The organism is Ruegeria sp. C5, assembly GCF_056537605.1.
This window is the reverse complement of record NZ_JBQFRX010000003.1, coordinates 467700-489674: the sequence shown is the minus strand read 5'-3', so window position 1 is coordinate 489674 and position 21975 is coordinate 467700. Positions and strand designations below refer to the sequence as shown.

Genomic DNA, 21975 nt, shown 5'->3' with positions numbered 1-21975 from the left:
CCCGGCACACTCAGCACATTTCACAAACACTGCGCAACAGGTTTGCGCCGCTGGTTTTCGCCATGCTAAGCTTGGCGCAAAATAATATTCGAGCAGCATTACCCGATGACCGCACTCAAACAGTACCAGCGGATCGAAGCCACCGGTCTGTGGCGTCCCTCGCCCGATGAGCAACGGCGCGAAGTAGTCGTATCGATTGGTGAAGCCACTCTGACGATTTCTGACTTCAATGACAGCGCGCTGACCCATTGGTCGCTGGCGGCGCTAGAGCGACAAAACCCCGGAACCTATCCCGCGATATTCAATCCCGACGGCGATCCCGGCGAAACACTGGAGCTTGCAGAATCTGAAACCACAATGATCGAAGCAATTGACCGGCTGCAGCGCGCCATCGACCGTGCCAGACCACATCCCGGACGGCTGCGTTGGCTCAGCGTTGCAGGGGTTGTTCTGGCGGTCTTGGCAGTGCTTTTGTTTTGGCTACCCAGCGCACTGCAGCGCCATGTTGTTTCGGTAGTGCCAGAGGTCAAGCAACAAGAAATCGGCGATGCAATCCTGCAGCGGATCGAAAGGGTGTCAGGCAAGGCTTGCTCTTCGCCTGATGCGCAAGCGTCGCTGGATCAGCTGGCGCGCCGCACCGGTGTCCGCCAAATCGTGATCCTACCAGCAGGTCTGCCTGACAGCCTGAGCCTGCCGGGTGGAACCGTACTGCTAAACCGGGCACTGGTCGAAGATCACGAAGACCCAGCCGTTGCCGCCGGATACATCATAGCCGCGCGCGCGCGGGCAACTCAGCAGGAACCGCTGGACGATCTGTTGGACCGTACAGGCCCGAGTGCCGCATTTCGGTTGCTGACCACCGGCGAATTGACGCCCGAGATCGTGGACACCTACACCGAGCAGGTTCTATCCGGTCCACAGCCGCAGCTAAGCGATGACGTGCTGCTCGCGGTTTTTGCACAGACCGCCCTGCCCTCGACCCCATACGCCTATGCGCTTGATATCACAGGCGAGTCCGTTCTTGGATTGATAGAAGCCGATCCGATGGCGGGTCGTACTTTGGAACAGGTGCTGCCCGACCGCGATTGGGTCCGGCTACAGAATATCTGCGGGCAATAGCACCTATTTGGTCCCGAACATCCGGTCGCCAGCGTCACCTAGTCCAGGCATAATGTAACCCTTTGAGTTCAGCTCACGATCCAGCGCGGCCGTGACGATTTTGACATCTGGGTGCGCCTCTTTCATGCGCGCGACGCCCTCGGGGGCAGCCAGCAGGCATAGAAAGCGGATATCTTTCGCCCCCTGCTTTTTCAGCAAATCAATGGCCGCAGCCGAGCTGTTGCCGGTTGCCAGCATCGGATCAACAGCAATGACCAAACGGTCCGTCAAACCCTCGGGAGCTTTGAAATAGTATTGGACCGGCTTTAGCGTCTCTTCATCCCGATAAAGCCCCACGAACCCCACTCGGGCAGAGGGGATAAGCTCCAGCACGCCGTCCAGCATCCCGTTTCCGGCCCGCAGGATCGATACCAGCGCCAGTTTCTTGCCCGCCAGAATGGGTGCGTCCATTTCTTCCATCGGGGTTTCGATATGGCGGGTGGTCAGCGGCATCTCGCGGGTGACCTCATAAGCCAGCAAAAGCGTGATCTCGCGCAGCAACTGCCGGAACACAGCGGTTGAGGTGCCTTTGTCCCGCATGAGCGTCAATTTGTGCTGCACCAATGGGTGGTTGACGACGGTCAGGTGATCGCTCATGATGTCTCCAGTCTTTTCTTGACCCGCGCGCGGGTCTCTTCATCGCAAAAGGCCGCGTTCAGGGCTGTTTCATTCAGGGCAGCAAAATCTTCGGCTTGCCAGCCGAACGCTGCATTCAGCATCTCATATTCGCGCCGCATCGTGGTATGAAAAAACGGCGGATCGTCAGTGGATACCGTGACGTTGACGCCTGCATCACGCAATTTCGCGATGGGATGGGCGGCAAAATCAGGAAACAGTCCCAGGACCACGTTTGAACCAGGGCAGACCTCAAGCGTAGTGCCCCGATCAACTAACTCGTACACAAGATCCGGGTCTTCGATGGCGCGGACGCCATGGCCTACGCGCTCGACCCCCAGATCACGGACGGCATCCCGAACACTCTCTGGACCGCCAAATTCACCGGCATGGGTCGTCAATCGCAACCCAGCCTCGCGCGCGCAGTCAAAGGCCCATTTGAAATCGCCCTGCGTTCCGACGGATTCGTTGCCGCCCATTCCAAATCCGGTAATCCAGTCACCTGCGGTTTCAGCCGCACAATGAGCGCTGGCCTTGGCTTGCTCGGGTCCAAAATGGCGCACGCAAGTGATGACACCACGCAGGGTGATCCCGAATTTGCGCTCGGCCTCGTCTGCGGCGTCCTGAATCGCAGTCAGGTAATCCTTCCATGCATGCAAATCGCCACCGCCGCAGAAATCCGGGCTAAGGAATGTTTCGGAATACACCACACCATTCGCGGCGCTCTCTTCCAGAATGGCCAGCGTCAGGCGGCGGAAATCTTCGGGCGTTTTCAGCACCTCGCACGCAGCCTCATAAACGCTAAGGAAATGGGCAAAGTCGCGGAAATCATAAGAGCCGTCGGGTTTGAATATCCCGCTCAGGTCCACTCGTTTCTCATGGGCCAGTTGGCGTATGAAGCTAGGCGGAGCGGCGCCTTCATGGTGCAAATGTAATTCGATCTTAGGCAGGTCAGCGACTGTCATATAAAAGTCCTTCCCGGCCCTTGCACCGGTATGTTCAGGTGGTGCGCGATACTGGCGGCGATATCGGCAAAGTTCACGGGACCGATCTCGCCCATGCCCTGCCCTGCGATCAGCACGGGCACTTGTTCACGGGTGTGGTCAGTGCCGCTCCAACTGGGGTCGTTGCCGTGGTCTGCGGTCAATAGCATCAGATCACCGGGGCGCAGTTTTTGTAGGATCGCGCCAATTTCACGATCGAACCATTCCAGCGCACGGGCATAGCCGCTGATATCGCGCCGATGGCCATACAGACTGTCGAACTCGACAAAGTTTGCAAATGTCAGACTGCCCTCTTCCGCCTCATCAACGAGGTCCGAAAGGTGGTGCATCAACTCTGCGTCCGAACCCTTTCGCAGCGTGTCGATCCCCTGCATTGAAAATATATCGCCAATCTTGCCCACCGCATGCACACGGCGACCGGCATCCTGTGCCCAATTCGTAAGAACGGGTTCAGGTGGAACGATGGCAAAATCCTTGCGGTTGGTTGTCCGGGTGAACCCCTTTTCGGGCGTTCCGACAAACGGCCGGGCGATAACGCGGCCCACTTTCATCTCGTGCAATCGCGGCGCAAGGGTGCGGCACATATCCAGCAGGCGGTCGAGCCCAAAGCTGTCTTCATGGGCGGCAATCTGGAATACGCTATCGGCAGACGTGTAGCAGATCGGCCAGCCGGTACGTATATGCTCGGCCCCCAGTTCCGAGATGATCGTCGTCCCCGAGGCATGGCGATTGCCCAAAATACCGTCGGTCCCTGCGGCCTTGGCAGCGGCTATACTTAGGGTTTCGGGAAATGCGGGTCGGGTGTCCGGGAAATAGTGCCAATCCCATGGCACTGGCAAACCTGCCAGTTCCCAATGCCCCGAAGGCGTATCCTTGCCGGGTGAGTGTTCACGGGCGCAACCCCAAAGCCCCGTGGGCGCAGCCTCAAGGCCCGGCGTCGGTGCGCCCGAGGCCAGACGGGTCGCCGCCCCCAGCCCCAAGGCATCCAGATTGGGCAGTTGCAACGGTCCGCTCCGCCCTTCTTCCGCGCGCCCCTCGGCACAAGCTTGTGCTATGTGAGCCAATGTATTCGCGCCTGTATCGGGTTTGGTGCCGTTGTAAAACTGATCGGCATCCGGCGCGCCGCCGATACCAACCGAGTCCATTACCACAAGGAAAGCGCGGCTCATGCGCAGATCCTTTCGTGGATTTGCGGCGGTTGCGCGACCGGTTCGTCACTCAGCGAAATAGCATCCAATACCACCGCCGCAGCCCTTTGCGCCGCATCTTCCCGCCCCGCATGAACAACCGCCAACGGAGCGCCTTTGGTCACCTTATCCCCGACCCTCAGAATGCCCGACAGGCCAACCGCCGGATCAATCTCATCGCTCTCGATCTGGCGCCCACCGCCTAGGGCCACAACCGCGAGGCCCAGCGCCTCGCCATCAATAGACGAGACATATCCGCCATGCGGAGCGTGAACTTCCCGGATCACATTGGCCTCCGGCAAAAACCGATCCCATGTGTCAACGAAATGCACCGGTCCACCCACGGCAGCCATCATGCGTCCGAACCGTTCGGCTGCACGGCCGTCGCGGATCACTTGGGTTATTCTGGCGTTCCCTTCCTCTGCCGTAGCGCACATACCGGCATCCGCCATGAGAACGCCCCCCAACTCGGCCGAGATTTCCGCCAAAGGCGATCCCTGCCCGCTGGTTAGCGCCTTCATCACCTCAGCCACCTCCAGCGCGTTGCCCAGCGCGGACGCAAGGGGCTGACTCATGTCGGTGATCACGGCGGAAGTCCGGCAACCAGCGGCATTAGCTGTTTCGGTCAAGGCCTGCGCCAAATTGCGTGCCTCATCGAGTGTCTTCATGAACGCGCCGCTGCCCACCTTAACGTCCAGAACCAACGCATCCGGGCTAGCCGCCAGCTTCTTGGACAGGATTGATGCCGTAATCAGGTCAAGGCTCTCCACCGTCGCCGTCACATCGCGCACCGCATACAGCCGCTTGTCCGCAGGGGCGATCTGGCCCGTTGCCCCCACGATGGCTGCCCCTGTGTCTTTCAGCACTTGCGTCAGTCGCGCCTGCCCGATCTGAGTGGTCACTCCCGGTATGGCCTCGAGCTTGTCCAGAGTGCCCCCGGTATGGCCCAGACCACGCCCCGAGATCATCGGCACATACGCCCCGCATTCCGCCAAAGCCGGGGCAAGCAGCAGGCTGACGCAATCGCCAATGCCACCGGTCGAATGTTTATCGACCACCGGCCCGTCCAAATCCCACGTCAGCACCTCGCCGCTGTCGCGCATGGCAACAGTCAGATCAGCCCGCCCATTGGCCCCCAGACCGCCCATACAGACAGCCATCGCAAAGGCCCCGGCCTGCGCGTCACTGACGCCACCATCGGCCAGGCCTTGCGCGAACCACATTAGTTCGTCGCCAGTTGGTACTTCCTGACGGCGAAGTTTGGCGATGATCGAGCGCGCATCCATGAAGTCAGACATCCTCCATATGCGACGCGTCGAACGCACCGGGCAACAGATCGGCAATCGTGGTTTTGGTTTCCAGACCATCAACCGTCGCCATCGTAACGACCACATCCCCATTGCCGAATTCGGCCAGTTTCTGACGGCATCCACCACATGGGGGCACCGGCTGCGGGCTGCTGGCGACCACGTAGACCTCGGTCAGTTCTTTTTCACCAGCGGCGACCATTGCCGCGATTGCCCCGGCCTCGGCGCACGTACCTTCGGGGTAAGCAATATTTTCGACATTGCAGCCAAAATAGATCACACCTGAACTGGACCGGATCGCCGCCCCGACCTTGAAATTCGAATAAGGCGCGTGGGCATTTTCCCGAACGGCCAAAGCTGCATCTTTCAAAGACATGGCGAATCCCAATTTTTGATCATCTGGTCAGAATATCATACCCTACTGGAAAGCGACGGGGGAATTGAAGCCCCCTTGACGCCATTATCCACTTCTTCATGGCCCTAACCCAACGTCGTGTTGAAGGTCCCCGGCAAAGTCACCTCAAGCAGTTCCACATCCTGCGAGGGCTCCGACAGCCGCGTTCGCATTCCCGGCGGGATGACGAAGGCATCGCCCTGTTCCAACTGATAGGGCTCGCGCCCTTCACCCTCAAGTGTCACCTCGCCGGTTATCACGAAGGTAAAGTGTATGTCGGTGTCGTGGCTGGCCCATTGAGGGTTACCCTCGCCCCGGCGCACGACCTGAACGCCCGCCACGCCTTTGGTATTCTCGGCAATCGTCGTGTCACGACAGATGTAACCGGGCAAACGGAATGGCACCCATTCTGCCCCGTTCGCCTGATTGTAAACGAACCGCTGCCCATCCCATTCCCGATCCGGGCGGAAATGCGGTGTGGGCAGTTCCATCTCATGATCAATCTCCGTGACATGCTCGGCTGGGACACCAATCTCGATCACCTGAACGTTGTCTGACGCTTCCAGCACGCGGTGGCGGATTTCAGGCGGCTGAATAAAGCAATCGCCTGCCGTCAGGCGCATCTTGTCGCCCTGATCTTCGTAGACCACATCGACCCAGCCGTGGATGCAGAAGATCAGCTGAAATCCGACTTTGTGGAAATGCACCATATCGGGCACAGGACCACCATCTGGGATACGTATATGGCTGGCGATAATCGATCCGCCCAGCCGGTCCGGCACGAGATCGCGATAGTGCATCCCTGCCCGTCCAATGATCCACGGCGCCTGATCCTTGAGCCTACGGACAACAAAAGAGTGGACCGTATCCGGCATGACCAGCGGCGGGTTCAACTCGTCAATCTCGATCCGGGTGCCGTTTGGGGCTACAAGACTTCGTTGACCTTCTGCAAAACCCTCTGGATCGGATGTCAGAATGCGCAACGTTCCCGCCGCTTCAGCTGCATCTTTCTCGACCCGCAAGCGCAGACCGTGACCAGAGAACACGGCAACCCGAGGGTCATCTGCCGGATAGATCATATCCATCCGCATCCCCAGTACCTTGGTATAAAACGGGATATCGTTGCGCAGTTCCTGCGTCGGCAGTCGGATTTCAGCGCGCGTGAGGGAGTCGCCGGTATTGCTGGTCATTCTGTTTCTCTTCGGATTTTGGTTTTGGCCATCCGATCAGAACAGCAGCCAAAATGCCAATCGAAAAGTACATCTCCAGCGTTTCTTCCATCACGAACAAACGTGTAGCCATCGCAACCGAAAGGTATTCGTCGAACAATCCGCTGATTTCCTCAAGAAGCTGAGCCAGCACCGCAACACTTCCGGCCAGGAAAAAAATCATCAAAAAAGGCGCGCGGATCTTAAGTGCCTTAATTCCGTTCGGTATCCCATGCCAGAACAATCCACCAATGACGATCGCAGCCAAAGCGATCCTTACTGCAGTCACATCAAGCAATAAATCAATCCAGTTTAGCACCACGAAAGGCGCGCTGCCTTCTGTGTACACCTCTGCCTCCAATTCGCGCTCGGCCAACAGCAGGCAGACCAATCCGATATACAGCCGCGAGATGCCTCGGAAACGCGTCAACGCGACCAGCCCGGAAACCAGTAACGCAGTGGCCGATATCGTCTCAATCAACCCACCTTCTTGGTTGAAAGCCGCAGCCGCTTCGGGCCAAATCATAACCACAAAAAGAAATGAAACCGCCGAAACAAGCACAACAAAGAAGACATTCCGATTGGCACCAATCCTGATTGAAGGGTTGGCAAATTGCGCACTAGCACAAGCTTTGTCTTCATGGCGCATGATAAGGTCCGCCGCTTCTGGTGTCCGTCAGGTTCCCCGGAATTGGCTGTACATAAAAACGATGCAGCAACTCTCAACCAACGTTTCGTTAACGTATCCGTGAGGCCTGTCTCTGACTTCGGTCCGAGGCGACATAGCCAAGCGCTGAGAAATAGTTTAACCATCAAACGAATATTGGAACGGAGTTGTATTACCGATGTCTGACACACCGAACCTGAGACAGGCCGCGCTTGACTATCATGCGCATCCAAAGCCCGGAAAGCTTGAGATCAAGGCAACCAAACCAATGGCAAATGGTCGGGACCTTGCGCGGGCATATTCGCCAGGCGTCGCCGAAGCCAGTCTTGAGATAAAGAACAACGCCGCCAATGCTGAGAAATACACGGCCCGCGGCAATCTTGTTGCAGTTGTGTCAAACGGCACCGCAGTTCTGGGCCTTGGGAATATAGGCGCATTGGCCTCGAAACCGGTGATGGAAGGCAAGGCCGTCCTGTTCAAAAAGTTCGCAGGCATCGATTGCTTTGATATCGAGGTGGATCAGCCTGACCCAGAAAAGCTGGCAGATATCGTCTGTGCTCTGGAGCCCACATTTGGCGCGATCAACCTTGAAGATATCAAGGCACCGGATTGTTTTATTGTCGAAAAACTGTGCCGGGAACGGATGAACATCCCGGTGTTTCATGACGATCAGCACGGCACGGCAATCGTTGTTGGTGCCGCAGCGAAGAACGCCCTGTATGTGGCAGGAAAGAGCTTCGAGGATATCAAAGTAGTTTCGACCGGCGGCGGTGCTGCCGGGATCGCCTGCCTCAGCATGTTGGTGAAGCTCGGCGTCAAACGCGAGAATATCTGGCTCTGTGACATTCACGGGTTGGTCTATGAAGGTCGCGCCGAGGATATGAACCCGCACAAGGATCAGTTCGCGCAGAAAACCGATCTGCGCACTCTGGATGATGTGATCGGAGGTGCCGATCTGTTTCTGGGGCTGAGCGGACCAAATGTGCTCAAGCCTGAGATGGTCGAGAAGATGGCCAAGACCCCGATCATCTTTGCGCTGGCCAACCCAACTCCGGAAATCCTGCCACAGGCGGCGCGCGAAGTTGCCCCTGACGCGATCATTGCAACCGGTCGCAGCGATTTTCCGAACCAAGTGAACAATGTGTTGTGCTTCCCGTTTATCTTCCGAGGCGCCCTGGACGTAGGCGCGACTGAAATCAACGACGAGATGCAGATCGCCTGCGTCGACGGCATCGCCGACATGGCTCGCGCGACGACCAGCGCCGAAGCCGCGGCGGCCTATAAGGGTGAGCAGCTGACTTTTGGTCCAGATTACCTGATCCCAAAACCCTTCGACCCGCGCCTCGTTGGGGTCGTTTCCTCATCGGTAGCACAGGCTGCTATGAAGAGCGGGGTCGCAAAACGACCCATTGATGATCTTGAAGCCTATAAAGAACGCCTGAACCAGACCGTGTTCAAATCTGCGCTGCTGATGCGGCCAGTGTTCGAAGCCGCAGCCGTCGCATCGCGTAGAATTGTCTTCGCAGAAGGCGAAGACGAACGTGTTTTAAGGGCTGCGCAAGCGATATTGGAAGAAACCACAGAAACCCCGATCCTGATCGGGCGACCGGACGTGATCAGCGCACGGTGCGAAAGGCTGGGCCTGACAGTACGACCGGGGCAGGATTTTCAAATCGTGAACCCTCAGGACGATCCCCGTTACTACGATTATTGGAATTCGTACCATCAAATAATGCAGCGTCGGGGGGTCACTCCGGATCTGGCCAAAGCCATCATGCGGACCAACAATACCGCGATTGCAGCAATCATGGTGCATCGCGGTGAGGCAGACAGCATGATCTGTGGCACTTTTGGTGAGTATCGCTGGCATCTTAACTATGTCGAACAGGTTCTGGATGATGGCGATTTGCGCCCGCATGGCGCGCTTTCGCTGATGATTCTGGAAGATGGCCCTCTGTTCATTGCAGACACGCATGTAAGACAATTGCCGACACCAGAAGAACTTGCCGAATCCACCATTGGAGCTGCTCGTCACGTGCGGCGGTTCGGGTTGGAACCCAAGATCGCATTTTGTTCGCAATCGCAATTCGGCAATCAGGCCGAGGGATCAGGCAAGCGGCTGCGGGCTGCGCTTGAAATTCTCGATTCCGAGCCACGCGACTTCAGCTATGAAGGCGAGATGAACCTTGATCTGGCTTTGGATCCTGAATTGCGTGCACGTATCTTCCCGAACTCGCGTTTGGAAGGCTCTGCAAATGTCCTGATCTTCGCCCATGCGGATGCGGCAAGCGGTGTGCGCAATATCCTGAAGATGAAAGCGGACGGGCTTGAGGTAGGTCCAATCCTCATGGGAATGGGAAACAAGGCGCATATCGTAACGCCCTCGATTACGGCCAGGGGACTGCTGAACATGGCGGCCATCGCAGGTACGCCAGTCGCGCACTACGGATAAGCCCAGCGCCAATATCATTACGTATACATGACCGGGCACCAGATTAGGTGCCCGGTTTGATTCTTTTAGCGCCAGCACATTTGCAGCAATAAATTTGCAGATTTGCAAATCCTTACATATGACGCTCAGAAGTCTGCTCAGATCAGAGGATTTGCAAAAATTTGCAAGCCAAACTGCAAGGTTCTGCAAAGATTTTGCGATAAACTGACGCGCCGTTATGCGCATCGCTTGCTCGAAACATCCACGATGCCTAACACATAGCACAAGGAATTTGGGAGGAGGCCATTATGGCATATCAGGACGTCTACGAGAGCTGGAAGAACGACCCCGAAGCATTCTGGATGGATGCAGCCAAGGGGATCGATTGGGTTCAAGCGCCCAGAAAAGCTCTGTTTGACGACAATGCGCCTCTTTACGAATGGTTCAGTGATGCCAAGGTAAATACGTGCTGGAACGCGGTTGATCGCCATGTGGAAAATGGTCGTGGTGAGCAAACCGCGATCATCTATGACAGCCCCATTACTCATACCAAACGCGAAATCTCATACGTCGAGTTGCGCAATCGGGTTGCTAATCTGGCTGGCGCGCTCCGTGCAAAAGGTATTGAGAAAGGTGACCGCGTCATCATCTACATGCCTATGATCCCCGAAGCGCTGGAGGCAATGCTGGCTTGCGCCCGGCTAGGAGCAGTGCATTCAGTGGTATTCGGCGGCTTTGCCAGCAACGAACTGGCCGTACGTATCGACGATGCGAAACCCAAGGCGATCATCGCTGCCTCATGCGGGATGGAGCCGGGACGCGTTGTGCACTACAAACCTCTGCTGGATGGCGCGATCGATCTGGCCACCCACAAACCCGAGTTTTGCGTAATATTCCAGCGCGAGCAGGAAGTCGCACAACTAATCGAGGGTCGCGACGTCAACTGGCACGGATTCCAATACGGTACGGAGCCCGCAGAATGTGTACCAGTCAGCGGCAATGATCCAGCCTATATCCTCTATACATCCGGCACCACTGGTGCGCCCAAAGGCGTCGTGCGCCCGACTGCCGGCCATCTGGTCGCGCTGAACTGGACGATGAAAAACATCTACAATGTCGATCCGGGAGATGTGTTCTGGGCGGCTTCGGATGTCGGCTGGGTCGTTGGCCATTCCTATATCTGTTATGCCCCGCTGATCCACGGCAACACGACGATTGTTTTTGAGGGCAAGCCCGTCGGAACACCTGACGCCGGAACTTTCTGGCGCGTGATATCCGAACACAAGGTCAAAAGCTTCTTCACTGCCCCAACTGCCATTCGTGCCGTAAAACGCGAAGACCCAAATGCAGAATTGATGGCGAATTACGATCTATCCTGCCTTAAGGCTCTGTATCTTGCAGGAGAGAGGGCTGATCCAGATACGATCATCTGGGCGCAGGATGCGCTGAAAGTTCCGGTCATCGACCATTGGTGGCAAACCGAAACTGGCTGGACCATCGCTGGCAACCCGCTCGGAATCGAAGAGCTTCCGGTCAAGCTGGGATCACCTGCCAAGCCTATGCCGGGCTATGACGTTCAGATCCTGGACGAAGGCGGCCATCCTATGAAACCGGGCGAGTTGGGCGCGATCGCAGTCAAACTTCCGCTTCCGCCAGGCACATTGCCAAACCTATGGAATGCTGAGGCGCGCTTCAGAAAATCCTACCTTGAGCATTTTCCCGGCTATTACGAAACCGGTGATGCGGGCATGATCGACGAAGATGGGTATCTCTATATCATGGCCCGTACCGATGACGTGATCAACGTCGCCGGGCACCGACTTTCGACGGGCGGGATGGAAGAGGTGTTGGCCGCCCACCCCGATGTGGCAGAATGCGCCGTGATTGGGGTTTCTGATCAACTGAAAGGCCAGATGCCCGTAGGTTTCCTGTGCCTGAATGCCGGATCCGACCGGAATCACGCGGAGGTGGTAACCGATGTGGTCCAGATGGTTCGTGACAAAATCGGCCCAGTCGCTGCGTTCAAGAAAGCAGTGGTGGTGGATCGTCTGCCCAAGACACGCTCGGGCAAGATCCTGCGTGGTACGATGGTGTCGATCGCGGATGGGAAGGCGTATAAAATGCCTGCCACAATCGATGACCCAGCAATTCTGGACGAGATCACGGTGGCCCTGCAAACTATCGGCTACGCGCAGTAATTTCACGGTACGATCAAGCGGAGCGCCTTACGGCGCAATCGATTTGCGCTGTCGCGCGTGTGCGAGGCTCTGCCTCGCGCTCCGAGATATTTTTGGCCAGATGAAGGTTGGATCCGTTTTGCGATTGCGGGGCTTGTCATTGGGTCCTCCTCACCTCAGTTTGAGGTGAGGAGGACGAGCATGACACAGGGCGATATCTGGCGTTTTGATGCAACAGAATTGGCTGCGCTGACCCAAGCTGGCGAGTTGAGCGCAGAAGAGGTGATCAGTGATGCATTGGAGCGGATGCATCAGGTAAATCCCTCGCTGAATGCTGTCGTGGACGATCTGGGCACAGAAGCGTTAGAGCGTGCATCTGCGCTTGATAAGGCGCGCAGCAATAGTGCCTCGGTTGGGCCGCTGCACGGGGTACCCGTGACCATAAAAGTGAATGTCGACCAGAAGAACCATGCCACTACAAATGGTGTGGTTGCCTTGAAGGATGTCATTGCCCCTGATGACGCCCCGGTGGTTTTAAACTTGCACAATGCGGGGGCCATTGTCATCGGGCGGACCAACACGCCCGAATTCTCGTTCCGCGCTGACACGGATAATCCACTTCATGGGCGCACGCACAATCCTTGGGGCCGCCATATCTCGCCCGGTGGGTCGTCCGGGGGCGCGGGGGCTGCGGTCATGGCGGGCATCGGCGCACTGGCTCATGGCAACGATATCGGAGGTAGCTTGCGGTTCCCTGCTGCAGCCAATGGTGCGGTTACAGTGAAACCGGGGCTGGGCCGCGTACCGGCCTGGAACCCCAGCCAGAAGGTGGAACGCGGGATGCTGGCACAATCGATGTCGGTACAGGGCTTGATCACAAGAAGCGCAAAGGACCTGCACCTTTCGATGCCCAGCCTGATCGCCCCGGACGCCCGCGACCCCTTCCATGTGCCAATGCCTTGGCGCGGCGCGGGGCCGGACGTCCCAATCAAAGTTGCGTTCACCAAAAATACGTTCGAATACGCTTTGCATCCCGAAGTGGACAAAGCGCTAAGTACTGCTCGGGAGGCGCTGGTAGATGCCGGATATATAGTTGAAGACATTGATCCGCCGGATGTGTTCGAATGCGGGCGCATCGGCTATCGCGCGCTGATGGGTGAAGTGCTGACGTTGATGAAAAACGATATCGAGGCAGCCGGGTCTCAAACCATTCGTGATATTTTCGAGGTTTATTTTCAGGAGTTTCCTCCGATCGTAGGCGACGAACTGATTCAGGCGTTGGCGCAACGCAGCCATTATGCGCGCCAATGGTCGCTATTCATGCAGGAATATCCTTTGGTCCTGTCTCCTTTCCTGCCGCAACCGTTCTTCAGACCCGATCGTGATACCGAAGGTGCCGAAGGCGTTCATGAGGTGTTAGGATGCGCGGTCTATTCTTATGCGATGAATTTCCTCGGGCTGCCCGCCGCCAGCGTTCCCGCACGCTTGGCCGAATTGCCGAATGGGCCGCAACCGATCAATGTTCAGATTGCTGCTCGACGCTGGCGTGAGGACATGGCGGTGGATGCAGCGGTCGCGATCGAAGCGCGTGTGGGGCAGATGGCTCCGATTCTGTGGGATCGAATGAGCGCGCAAACCTGAGACATCGTCACTCAGGCCTCACAAATGAAATAGACCCCGGGATTTTGTCCCGGGGTCCGCATACTAAAATATGCCCGGATTAAGATGACGAGCGTAGCACCACCCACCCTCGCCAGCGCGAAAACTGCGCAACCATTCGAAAACACCTTTAGATGGCCACTCACTTCCACCTCGGCGTGTTCTCCGGGCAACTTGAAGTTAACAAACCCTTATCGCGTTGCATGTGAACTGGTTCACACAAGCGGTGGAAAAATGATCAACACGCTGAGATTTAAGTAAATTGTTCAGAGATCAACCGTTCTTCCAGGCCGTGGCCAGGGTCAAATAGAATACGATGCTGGATCGCAATCTCAGACCTGATCTCGACCCAATCGATATCCGGAAACGATATGGAATCGGCCGCAACGATAACCGGGCGTTTGTCAGCCTCGATCACATCGAATCTGACTTTCGCAACTTTCGGCAGCAAGGCGCCACGCCACCGCCGGGGGCGAAACGCGGCGATTGGCGTCAATGCCAGAACGTCCGCGCCAATGGGTACAATGGGTCCGTGAGCGGAATAGTTATATGCGGTTGAACCCGCCGGCGTGGCAAGCAATGCACCATCACACACGAGTTCGGCCATACGTACCCGCCCATCCACGCTGATCCGCAGCCGCGCTGCCTGCGGCCCCGCGCGAAGCAGCGAAATCTCGTTGATTGCAAGTGCTTGGTGCTTTTGGCCCGCCTGGTCCATTGCAGTCATCGCCAGTGGATTGATGACTTCTTCCTCTGCCTCTGCTAGCCGGGCCATCAGATCAACTTCGGCATATTCGTTCATCAGAAACCCGATGGTACCGCGATTCATTCCGTAAACCGGCTTGTCCAAGTGCTGGACGCCCTGCAACGTCTGAAGCATGAAGCCATCACCACCCAGCGCCACCACAACATCTGCGTCTCTCGGCGCTGCATTTCCGTAGCGCGCGACAAGCGCATCCCGGGCGGTCTGCGCAACCTTGGCATCGCTGGCCAGAAAGGCGATTCTCTTTGTCATGTTTTATAGTTTCCAGTGCTGCACATTTGGTTCCGAAACAAACATACCTTTCCGCAATAGGCCAGAGTTGACGCCATAGAGGGCCATTTCGTCGCTTTACAACCTTTCTGACACACGTCGTTTCCGATAGGAAATCCGCCAGATACACCCCAGCCATGCGGAGCGCACATGAACGCCAATCTTCGTGACAACGGATTTTTCACCCAGTCCCTCGCGGATCGTGACCCCGAGCTGTTCGGCTCGATCACATCTGAATTGGGCCGCCAGCGCGACGAGATCGAACTGATCGCCTCGGAGAACATCGTCTCTGCCGCCGTGATGGAGGCGCAGGGCTCGGTCATGACCAACAAATATGCCGAAGGTTATCCGGGCCGCCGGTACTATGGCGGTTGTCAGTTCGTCGACATTGCCGAGAACCTGGCTATCGACCGTGCCAAGCAGTTGTTTGGGTGTGAGTTTGCCAACGTCCAACCGAATTCGGGATCGCAGGCGAACCAAGGTGTATTTCAGGCGCTGATCAAGCCCGGTGACACCATTCTAGGAATGTCGCTGGATGCAGGTGGTCACCTGACCCATGGTGCGGCGCCGAACCAGTCGGGCAAGTGGTTCAACGCGGTACATTATGGCGTGCGCAAGCAGGACAACCTGATCGACTATGATCAGATCGAAGCGCTGGCAAAGGAACATAACCCCAAGCTGATCATCGCCGGAGGCTCGGCCATCCCGCGCGTCATCGATTTTGCCCGCATGCGTGAAATCGCCGATATGGTCGACGCCTATCTGCATGTGGATATGGCCCATATCGCCGGTCTGGTTGCCGCAGGCGCGCACCCTTCGCCCTTCCCGCATGCGCATGTGGCCACCACCACCACGCATAAAACCCTGCGCGGCCCGCGCGGCGGCATGATCCTGACCAATGATGAAGCGATTGCCAAAAAGGTAAACTCGGCCATCTTCCCGGGCATTCAGGGTGGCCCACTGATGCATGTGATTGCTGGCAAGGCCGTTGCCTTTGGCGAGGCACTGCGTCCTGAGTTCAAGGACTATATCAAGCAGGTCGTTGTGAATGCGCAGGCCCTTTCAGATCAGCTGATCAAGGGTGGCCTGGACACTGTGACCCACGGCACCGATACCCATGTGGTTCTTGTCGACCTGCGCCCCAAAGGCGTTAAAGGCAACGCAACCGAGAAAGCTTTGGGCCGGGCACATATCACCTGCAACAAGAACGGTGTGCCGTTCGACCCCGAAAAGCCGACGATCACCAGCGGTATCCGTCTGGGCTCGCCCGCCGGAACCACCCGCGGTTTTGGTGAGGCCGAGTTCCGCCAGATCGCAGACTGGATCATCGAAGTGGTCGACGGTCTGGCCGCAAATGGCGAAGACGGAAACGGTGCGGTCGAAGCCAAAGTCAAAGCCGAAGTCGCCGAACTTTGCGCGCGATACCCGCTTTATCCGAATCTCTGATCCAATACGGATCTTAGAACAGAAAACGGCGCCCTGATCGGCGCCGTTTTTCTTTGAGGCGTGCAGCGGTCAGATATACCCGCGCCATCGTAGTACGAACACAGCCAACGCCGCCAACACGATCAGGCCCAACGCAAGCGAACCAAGAAAGCTCAGGAACCATCCCCAACGTCGATCTGCCAGATTGATCGCGTTCAGGTGGCCTTGCACCTCGTCCGACGCTTTTTCGAGCCGGGGCATATCCAAAACCATCCGCAGTTTGGGATGCTCGGCCATCTGCTCGGCCTCTGCCAGAACCAAGGCCTGTTTATAGACCTTGCGCGGCAAACGCCGCTTTGCGCGCCGGACCGAGGCAATCAGGGTCTTGTCTTTCACGCCAAGCTTTTTACGCAGCAACCGAATGGTCTCTGCGATCCGGGTCTGGATATCGATTTCCTGCGTCATTGGCGCCTCCTGACGGGACAATTTAGCCGCGCGTCACACCGGCGACAATGGGGCTGGTTGTTCCGCGCGGTGACGCGTATCACAGAAGCATGCTGAATACGATCATCCATGGCGACCCGACCGATCATCCGCCCCTGCTGATAGCGCATGGCCTCTATGGTTCGGCGCGCAACTGGGGAGTCATTGCGCGGCGACTGTCGGACGAAAGACAGGTGATCGCCGTCGATATGCGCAATCACGCCTACAGCTTTTGGGATGCTCAGCATGGCTACCCGGATTTGGCGCATGATCTGGCAAAGGTCATCGACAGCGTTGGCGGCATCGCCGATATCGTCGGGCATTCCATGGGTGGAAAAGCTTCGATGGTGCTGGCGCTGGAATATGGCGATCTGGTGCGCAAGCTGGTCGTCGCAGACATCGCACCAGTGGCATACAGCCACAGCCAGATTCAATTCATCGAGGCAATGCGGGCGGTCGATATGTCCCGCGTTCAGCGTCGTTCAGATGCCGAAGCACAGCTGGCCGATCTGGGCGTCGAAAAGGCGCTGCAGAGCTTTTTTACGCAGTCTTTGGATGTTGAGGGAGGCCGCTGGCGGCTGAACCTGGATGTACTGGCCAGCGAAATGCCAAAGATCATGGGCTTCCCCGAGATTTCGACCCATTGGGACGGCCCTGCTCTGTTCCTGTCCGGCGCAGCATCAGATTATGTGCTGCCCGAACACCGAGAGCAGATTCGCACCCTGTTTCCTGCAGCTCGCTTCGCCAAAATTCCCGGTGCGGGGCACTGGCTGCACGCCGAGAAACCCCGCGAATTCGAAGCTGCAGTCAGGACCTTCTTGAACGCTTAATCAAGCGCCTTGATACAGGCGTTTTGCCACCAGCCACGACACCGGCGCGGCAACAACCGCCCCTGCTGCTGCGGCGGAAACGATGGCCATCCAGGTCACCATCCCAACCGCTAGGACCGCAATCACGGCAGAACCCGCGATGGCTGTGGCGATCAAAGAATAAAGCGTGGCTGCTAGGCGTATCATGGCCAGTATCCTGTGTTTAAGCTTCTGGCCTTTACATTACAGCAACGGAATATGTGTGACTTTGATTTGGGTCAGATATGTAGCTACATCCCGCGATCCATGGGCCCGGTCGCCTCACCACCGCCATTCACCCAATCCGCAAAGCCACCCAGATTGTAGACGTGTAAATATCCCATTTCCTTAAGCAGTTTTCCAGCCAGCGCTGCCCTTCCGCCAGACGCACAATACAGGATGATCACCCGATCCCTGCGCAGTTCTGCATCATGGGAAGGCAACTCGGGGTCGGCCCGAAACTCCAGCATACCGCGCGGGATATGATGCGCACCGACCGCGCGCCCTGTCCTTTCCAGTTCAGGCGCATCGCGAATATCCAACAGCAAGGCACCCTGCCCGATCAGTTCTTTGGCCCGGCTGGCGTCGATACGCTCAACCACCGCGTTTGCAGCTTGCATCATGTCTTTGACCGTCAATGGCATTTGCGCCCCTCCAGGAAATGAATCCGTGAAAGGCTAACATGCAGAAAATTGAAGGTGTAGACATTCAGGCGCTTAATGTTCGCGGAAAGCACGCGACATACTGTCAACCACCGGCTTGGCGATATAGGCCGCAAAGGTGCGTTCCTCGGTCTGGATCATGATCTCGGCGGGCATTCCGGGTGTCGGCACGAAGCCCCGCACGCGACCCATCTCTTCCGTGGTCAGAGAAATGCGCGCCAGATAGACCTCTTGCGGCATACCGGCAGAATCCTCGACAAGCGAGTCAGCCGAGACGTAATAGACCTCGCCCTCAAGCACTGGGGTTGTCCGTTGATTGAGCGCAACGAGGCGCACCGTCGCGATCTGCCCGGTGACCACGCTGTCGATCTCGGTACGCGGGATCTGCGCTTCGATGATCAATGGCGCATCGGCGGGCAGAATCTCAGCAATCTGTTCGCCAGTTTCGATCACCCCGCCCGGCGTGTGGTGATGAAGTCGCACCACTGTGCCTGTCACCGGTGCACGCACAACGGCACGGGCCAGAACGCTACGGGCCTGACGGGCTTTTTCACGCACACTTTCAAGATCGGCTTCAATCACGCCCAACTCGTCCAGCGCAGCCTCGCGGTAGGCTGAGCGGGTGCGCAGAATCTGCTCTTCATACTTCAGCAGCATCTGGTTTACCTCGGCCGTTTCAGCGCGCAGACGCGCCAGTTGACCTTCGGCTTCGGCCTGCACCCGGCGGATCGTATTCAGATCACCTTTGCGCACTAATCCTTTTTCAAACAACGAATATTTGGTCTCGTATTCTTCCTCGAGAATCTCTGATCGCCTTTCCATGCTGACCAATTGTGCTTCAAATCCTGACGCACGGATTTTCAACGCCTCCATGTTGCGCTGCAGCAAAGCAATATCGTTCAGCAGCGTCTTTCGCGATACATCAAAGCTGAGTTTCTGATTGTCGAGGATCGTCATGACCTCGACGTCGTCCGATGCTTCGATCAATCCGGGCGAAAACACGAGGGTTTCCTGTTCGCTATGCTCAGCCAGCAACCGTTCGGTCATGGCCTGAAGGCGAAGTTTGCGAATGAACAATTCGCGTTCACTCGCCTCGGCCGAGGTCTGATCCAAAGTCATCATGATCTGTCCGGCTTGAACAGATTCACCTTCCGAGACCAGTATGTTCTCGATGATACCGCCTTCCAAATGCTGCACGATCTTGTTGCGACCGGTCGCGACAAAGCTGCCTTGCGCGATGACTGCAGCGGCCAGAGGTGCACGGAAGGACCAGACGCCAAAGCCGCCAAAACAGACAATAAGCATGATAAAGCCAATCACGATGAATTTGGTGATCGAGCGCGGAACCTCAGAGTACCAAAGACCGCCTTCATCGGTGCGTGCCACGTCGTTCATCGCTTAATCCCCCTTGCCCTGTATTTCGGGCGGTTGCTGGCGCGGCCCGTTGAGCTGTTCCAGCACCTGTTCGCGCTGCCCGAACAGCGCCACGCGCCCATCGGTCAGCAGCATGATCTTGTCGACAACATTCAACAGAGTCGGCTTTTGCGTAATCACCACAACGGTGATCTTGCTTTCCTTTGCTTGCTCAATCGCACGCGCAAGCGCCTTGTCACCCGCCACGTCGAGGTTCGAGTTCGGCTCATCCAGAACAACCAAACGTGGGTTGCCGAAGAAGGCACGCGCCAAAGCAATACGCTGCTTCTGGCCACCTGAGAGAGGTGAGCCGTCCGCAGCAACCACCGTCTCATACCCCTGCGGCAGTGTAGCGATCATGTTGTGCACGTCGGCCAAAACGGCGGCATCGTGGATCTGCTCATCCGTGGCATCGGCACGCATCCGGCCAATATTGTCTTTGATGCTGCCGGGGAATAGCTGTACGTCTTGCGGCAGATAGCCAATATTTTCGCCAAACTGACGGGGATCCCAGTTGCGGATATCCATCAGGTCCAGCCGCACACTGCCCGAGGTCGGCAGGATCGACCCCACCAGCGTTTTGCCAAGCGTCGTTTTCCCCGCGCCTGAATTCCCGATGATCGCCAGAGTTTCACCCGGGTTCAGCGCAAAGGTAATCCCGTTCAGAACCACCCGCTTGGTGCCGCCTGGGACATATAGCAGGCGTTCGACATCCAACCGCCCCTCAGGCCGTGGTAGGCGCAGTTTTTCATATTGCAGGGCCGAGTTCGACAGCAGAGCCTTGATCCGCCCAAAAGCGCCGCGCGTCAGCAGGAAAGTATTCCAACCCTCAATCGAGCCTTCGATCGGCGCAAAAGCCCGCCCAGCGATGATCGAGGCGGCGATGACCATACCGCCGGTAATTTCACCTTGAAGGGCCAGAAAGGCGCCCCAGCCCAGAATGCCGATCTGCGTCAAAAGACGGACGGCACGTGAAATGGCCGCGAAGATCACGTTACGATCCTGCGCCTTGACCTGCCATGTCAGCGATTGTGCGGTGTCACGCCCCCAGATGCGCACTGCCTCGGGGATCATCGCTAAAGCGTTGATGATCTGACTGTTGCGCGACATTGAATCCAGATGCTGGTTCGCCAGGGATTGCGCCTGGTTGGCCTTTGCAAAGGGCTTGGCGGTCATTTTCTGGTTGATCAGCGCGATAATCATCAGGATCACAGCGGTCGTCACCACAATCATGCCAAGTTGCGGGTGCACTAGAAAAATCATCAGTATGAATAGCGGCGCAAATGGAACATCCAGAAATGAGATCAGAGTGCCCGAGACCAGAAAGCCCCGCACTTGTTGCAGATCCCCAAGAGTCTGATATTCGCGCCCATTGCCGTGCAGCGAGGCATGAGCGGCGGCGCTGAGAACCGGGGCACCAAGACGGGCAGCCACCTCGACCGCTGTGCGCATCAGCATGAACCGCCGAACGGCATCAAAGGCTGATTGAAATATTACGGCTCCGGCAACGATTGCCGTCAGCATGATCAGCGTATCCAGCGAGCGACTGGTCAGAACCCGGTCGCTGATCTGAAACAGATAAATCGGGATCGCAAGGATCAGGACGTTGGTCGCGCAGGTCAGCACCAGCACGAAAGCCAGATTGCGCCAGATCGCGCGCAGTGAGGTGCGCAGCGTCTTCTGGAAATCCTCAGGCGGCGTGCGTTTGTGGAATGTTTGGGGTGGCCCCTTGCCATCGCCACCACCCGTCCCCAGGCGCAGCAAGGGTTGGTTGGCCTTGGCCTCGATCGTGGTGCCCATGCGGTCTTTACCATCCGACGGCGCAGAGGGGGTCATGCGTGCTGTCGATTGGTCGGCGGTTTCACAATCGGGGGCTTCGGTATCGGCCACCCCAGTGTCGCCACCCGCAGGATCCTTATCTTGCGCGGGCCGCGACGACGCGCGCCGAAGGGGAGAACCAGCGCGCGGTTGTGATGTTTGATCCAACTGCTCTGCCTGGGTCTGCCCCGGATCATCCGGTTGTGTCGTCGCCTGAGGCGCTTCTGATTGTTGCCGCGAACGTTTCACGGGTTTTGCAACCGAGGTGTCACTTGCATCCAAGGTATCCGGTTCGGGTTCAGAATCCGCCAACTGCATTTCGCTTGTCAAACGCAGACGGGACGCTGTTTTTGCAAGTTTACTTTCATTTGGTTTTGCTACCCGATCTCGGGGTTCAAGGGTCAATGGGCCTCCGCCTCCGTGCCGGTCCAACGGACTTGCAAAACGGGTGCGGCGCGACGAAAAAACGATCGACATAAACTAACC

At 57.2% G+C, this 21975-nt stretch carries 19 protein-coding genes; 6 read left to right on the top strand and 13 right to left on the bottom strand.

Annotated elements, in window-relative coordinates; genetic code table 11:
• Positions 1 to 105 precede the first annotated feature (105 nt).
• On the top strand, positions 106 to 1119 hold the full coding sequence (locus tag ACR0AW_RS13960; RefSeq protein WP_170420887.1) for a hypothetical protein: 1014 nt from the start codon (positions 106 to 108) through the stop codon (positions 1117 to 1119).
• A 3-nt stretch (positions 1120 to 1122) separates the two neighbouring features.
• Here ACR0AW_RS13960 and upp read toward each other — a convergent pair whose 3' ends face one another.
• The 7 genes from upp to ACR0AW_RS13925 form a co-directional block, all read right to left on the bottom strand.
• Positions 1123 to 1755 (bottom strand): uracil phosphoribosyltransferase, encoded by a 633-nt coding sequence (gene upp, locus ACR0AW_RS13955; RefSeq protein WP_170732890.1) that lies wholly within the window; start codon positions 1753 to 1755, stop codon positions 1123 to 1125.
• Complete coding sequence (locus ACR0AW_RS13950; RefSeq protein ID WP_170732891.1) at positions 1752 to 2738, bottom strand: adenosine deaminase; 987 nt, start codon at positions 2736 to 2738, stop codon at positions 1752 to 1754. Before ACR0AW_RS13950 ends, upp begins: the two co-directional genes overlap by 4 nt.
• Complete coding sequence (locus tag ACR0AW_RS13945) at positions 2735 to 3946, bottom strand: phosphopentomutase (protein ID WP_170732892.1); 1212 nt, start codon at positions 3944 to 3946, stop codon at positions 2735 to 2737. Before ACR0AW_RS13945 ends, ACR0AW_RS13950 begins: the two co-directional genes overlap by 4 nt.
• Entirely contained in the window at positions 3943 to 5250 is a 1308-nt protein-coding gene (locus tag ACR0AW_RS13940) for a thymidine phosphorylase (RefSeq protein WP_170733100.1), read from the bottom strand. The genes ACR0AW_RS13945 and ACR0AW_RS13940 overlap by 4 nt, the downstream gene beginning before the upstream one ends.
• A 4-nt stretch (positions 5251 to 5254) precedes the next feature.
• Positions 5255 to 5647 carry a cytidine deaminase gene (locus ACR0AW_RS13935; protein ID WP_170391936.1) on the bottom strand — a complete coding sequence of 131 codons (393 nt, stop codon included), beginning with the start codon at positions 5645 to 5647 and terminating at the stop codon, positions 5255 to 5257.
• Positions 5648 to 5751: 104 nt separating this feature from the next.
• Positions 5752 to 6855 carry a cupin domain-containing protein gene (locus tag ACR0AW_RS13930; RefSeq protein WP_170732893.1) on the bottom strand — a complete coding sequence of 368 codons (1104 nt, stop codon included), beginning with the start codon at positions 6853 to 6855 and terminating at the stop codon, positions 5752 to 5754.
• The gene (locus tag ACR0AW_RS13925; RefSeq protein WP_170732894.1) at positions 6818 to 7522 is read right to left on the bottom strand and encodes a hypothetical protein; all 705 of its coding nucleotides are present in this window, start codon (positions 7520 to 7522) and stop codon (positions 6818 to 6820) included. The genes ACR0AW_RS13930 and ACR0AW_RS13925 overlap by 38 nt, the downstream gene beginning before the upstream one ends.
• A gap of 196 nt (positions 7523 to 7718) precedes the next feature.
• Here ACR0AW_RS13925 and ACR0AW_RS13920 point away from each other — a divergent pair, with 196 nt between their 5' ends.
• The 3 genes from ACR0AW_RS13920 to ACR0AW_RS13910 all read left to right on the top strand — a co-directional run bounded on the left by ACR0AW_RS13920 (position 7719) and on the right by ACR0AW_RS13910 (position 13789).
• Entirely contained in the window at positions 7719 to 9992 is a 2274-nt protein-coding gene (locus tag ACR0AW_RS13920) for an NADP-dependent malic enzyme (RefSeq protein WP_170732895.1), read from the top strand.
• A 287-nt stretch (positions 9993 to 10279) separates the two neighbouring features.
• Positions 10280 to 12169, top strand: coding sequence for a propionate-CoA ligase PrpE (gene prpE, locus ACR0AW_RS13915; RefSeq protein ID WP_170732896.1), 1890 nt, complete (start codon positions 10280 to 10282; stop codon positions 12167 to 12169).
• A gap of 180 nt (positions 12170 to 12349) precedes the next feature.
• Entirely contained in the window at positions 12350 to 13789 is a 1440-nt protein-coding gene (locus tag ACR0AW_RS13910; protein ID WP_170732897.1) for an amidase family protein, read from the top strand.
• Positions 13790 to 14060: 271 nt separating this feature from the next.
• On the opposite strand, the gene ACR0AW_RS13905 is transcribed toward ACR0AW_RS13910, so the two are convergent.
• Positions 14061 to 14822 carry an NAD kinase gene (locus ACR0AW_RS13905; RefSeq protein WP_170391948.1) on the bottom strand — a complete coding sequence of 254 codons (762 nt, stop codon included), beginning with the start codon at positions 14820 to 14822 and terminating at the stop codon, positions 14061 to 14063.
• Positions 14823 to 14990: 168 nt separating this feature from the next.
• Here ACR0AW_RS13905 and glyA point away from each other — a divergent pair, with 168 nt between their 5' ends.
• Positions 14991 to 16286, top strand: coding sequence for a serine hydroxymethyltransferase (glyA, locus tag ACR0AW_RS13900; RefSeq protein ID WP_170732898.1), 1296 nt, complete (start codon positions 14991 to 14993; stop codon positions 16284 to 16286).
• A gap of 69 nt (positions 16287 to 16355) precedes the next feature.
• Here glyA and ACR0AW_RS13895 read toward each other — a convergent pair whose 3' ends face one another.
• Complete coding sequence (locus ACR0AW_RS13895) at positions 16356 to 16730, bottom strand: hypothetical protein (RefSeq protein ID WP_170391953.1); 375 nt, start codon at positions 16728 to 16730, stop codon at positions 16356 to 16358.
• 89 nt (positions 16731 to 16819) lie between these two features.
• Between ACR0AW_RS13895 and ACR0AW_RS13890 the strand changes: the two genes are divergently transcribed.
• Positions 16820 to 17578: an alpha/beta fold hydrolase gene (locus ACR0AW_RS13890; protein WP_170732899.1), complete on the top strand. Its 759-nt coding sequence runs from the start codon at positions 16820 to 16822 to the stop codon at positions 17576 to 17578.
• Here the strand turns inward: ACR0AW_RS13890 and ACR0AW_RS13885 are convergent, their stop codons facing one another.
• The 4 genes from ACR0AW_RS13885 to ACR0AW_RS13870 all read right to left on the bottom strand — a co-directional run bounded on the left by ACR0AW_RS13885 (position 17579) and on the right by ACR0AW_RS13870 (position 21966).
• Complete coding sequence (locus tag ACR0AW_RS13885) at positions 17579 to 17764, bottom strand: hypothetical protein (protein WP_170391965.1); 186 nt, start codon at positions 17762 to 17764, stop codon at positions 17579 to 17581.
• Positions 17765 to 17847: 83 nt separating this feature from the next.
• Positions 17848 to 18240 (bottom strand): rhodanese-like domain-containing protein, encoded by a 393-nt coding sequence (locus ACR0AW_RS13880; protein WP_170732900.1) that lies wholly within the window; start codon positions 18238 to 18240, stop codon positions 17848 to 17850.
• 72 nt (positions 18241 to 18312) lie between these two features.
• Positions 18313 to 19653 carry an HlyD family type I secretion periplasmic adaptor subunit gene (locus ACR0AW_RS13875; RefSeq protein WP_170391969.1) on the bottom strand — a complete coding sequence of 447 codons (1341 nt, stop codon included), beginning with the start codon at positions 19651 to 19653 and terminating at the stop codon, positions 18313 to 18315.
• A gap of 3 nt (positions 19654 to 19656) precedes the next feature.
• Entirely contained in the window at positions 19657 to 21966 is a 2310-nt protein-coding gene (locus ACR0AW_RS13870; protein ID WP_170732901.1) for a type I secretion system permease/ATPase, read from the bottom strand.
• Between the last annotated feature and the right edge of the window lie 9 nt (positions 21967 to 21975).

Excerpts from the sequence above, each read along its gene's own strand:
- ACR0AW_RS13960 (WP_170420887.1), top strand. The coding sequence starts at position 106 with ATGACCGCACTCAAACAGTACCAGCGGATCGAAGCCACCGGTCTGTGG.
- upp (WP_170732890.1), bottom strand. The coding sequence starts at position 1,755 with ATGAGCGATCACCTGACCGTCGTCAACCACCCATTGGTGCAGCACAAA.
- ACR0AW_RS13950 (WP_170732891.1), bottom strand. The coding sequence starts at position 2,738 with ATGACAGTCGCTGACCTGCCTAAGATCGAATTACATTTGCACCATGAA.
- ACR0AW_RS13945 (WP_170732892.1), bottom strand. The coding sequence starts at position 3,946 with ATGAGCCGCGCTTTCCTTGTGGTAATGGACTCGGTTGGTATCGGCGGC.
- ACR0AW_RS13940 (WP_170733100.1), bottom strand. The coding sequence starts at position 5,250 with ATGGATGCGCGCTCGATCATCGCCAAACTTCGCCGTCAGGAAGTACCA.
- ACR0AW_RS13935 (WP_170391936.1), bottom strand. The coding sequence starts at position 5,647 with ATGTCTTTGAAAGATGCAGCTTTGGCCGTTCGGGAAAATGCCCACGCG.
- ACR0AW_RS13930 (WP_170732893.1), bottom strand. The coding sequence starts at position 6,855 with ATGACCAGCAATACCGGCGACTCCCTCACGCGCGCTGAAATCCGACTG.
- ACR0AW_RS13925 (WP_170732894.1), bottom strand. The coding sequence starts at position 7,522 with ATGCGCCATGAAGACAAAGCTTGTGCTAGTGCGCAATTTGCCAACCCT.
- ACR0AW_RS13920 (WP_170732895.1), top strand. The coding sequence starts at position 7,719 with ATGTCTGACACACCGAACCTGAGACAGGCCGCGCTTGACTATCATGCG.
- prpE (WP_170732896.1), top strand. The coding sequence starts at position 10,280 with ATGGCATATCAGGACGTCTACGAGAGCTGGAAGAACGACCCCGAAGCA.
- ACR0AW_RS13910 (WP_170732897.1), top strand. The coding sequence starts at position 12,350 with ATGACACAGGGCGATATCTGGCGTTTTGATGCAACAGAATTGGCTGCG.
- ACR0AW_RS13905 (WP_170391948.1), bottom strand. The coding sequence starts at position 14,822 with ATGACAAAGAGAATCGCCTTTCTGGCCAGCGATGCCAAGGTTGCGCAG.
- glyA (WP_170732898.1), top strand. The coding sequence starts at position 14,991 with ATGAACGCCAATCTTCGTGACAACGGATTTTTCACCCAGTCCCTCGCG.
- ACR0AW_RS13895 (WP_170391953.1), bottom strand. The coding sequence starts at position 16,730 with ATGACGCAGGAAATCGATATCCAGACCCGGATCGCAGAGACCATTCGG.
- ACR0AW_RS13890 (WP_170732899.1), top strand. The coding sequence starts at position 16,820 with ATGCTGAATACGATCATCCATGGCGACCCGACCGATCATCCGCCCCTG.
- ACR0AW_RS13885 (WP_170391965.1), bottom strand. The coding sequence starts at position 17,764 with ATGATACGCCTAGCAGCCACGCTTTATTCTTTGATCGCCACAGCCATC.
- ACR0AW_RS13880 (WP_170732900.1), bottom strand. The coding sequence starts at position 18,240 with ATGCCATTGACGGTCAAAGACATGATGCAAGCTGCAAACGCGGTGGTT.
- ACR0AW_RS13875 (WP_170391969.1), bottom strand. The coding sequence starts at position 19,653 with ATGAACGACGTGGCACGCACCGATGAAGGCGGTCTTTGGTACTCTGAG.
- ACR0AW_RS13870 (WP_170732901.1), bottom strand. The coding sequence starts at position 21,966 with ATGTCGATCGTTTTTTCGTCGCGCCGCACCCGTTTTGCAAGTCCGTTG.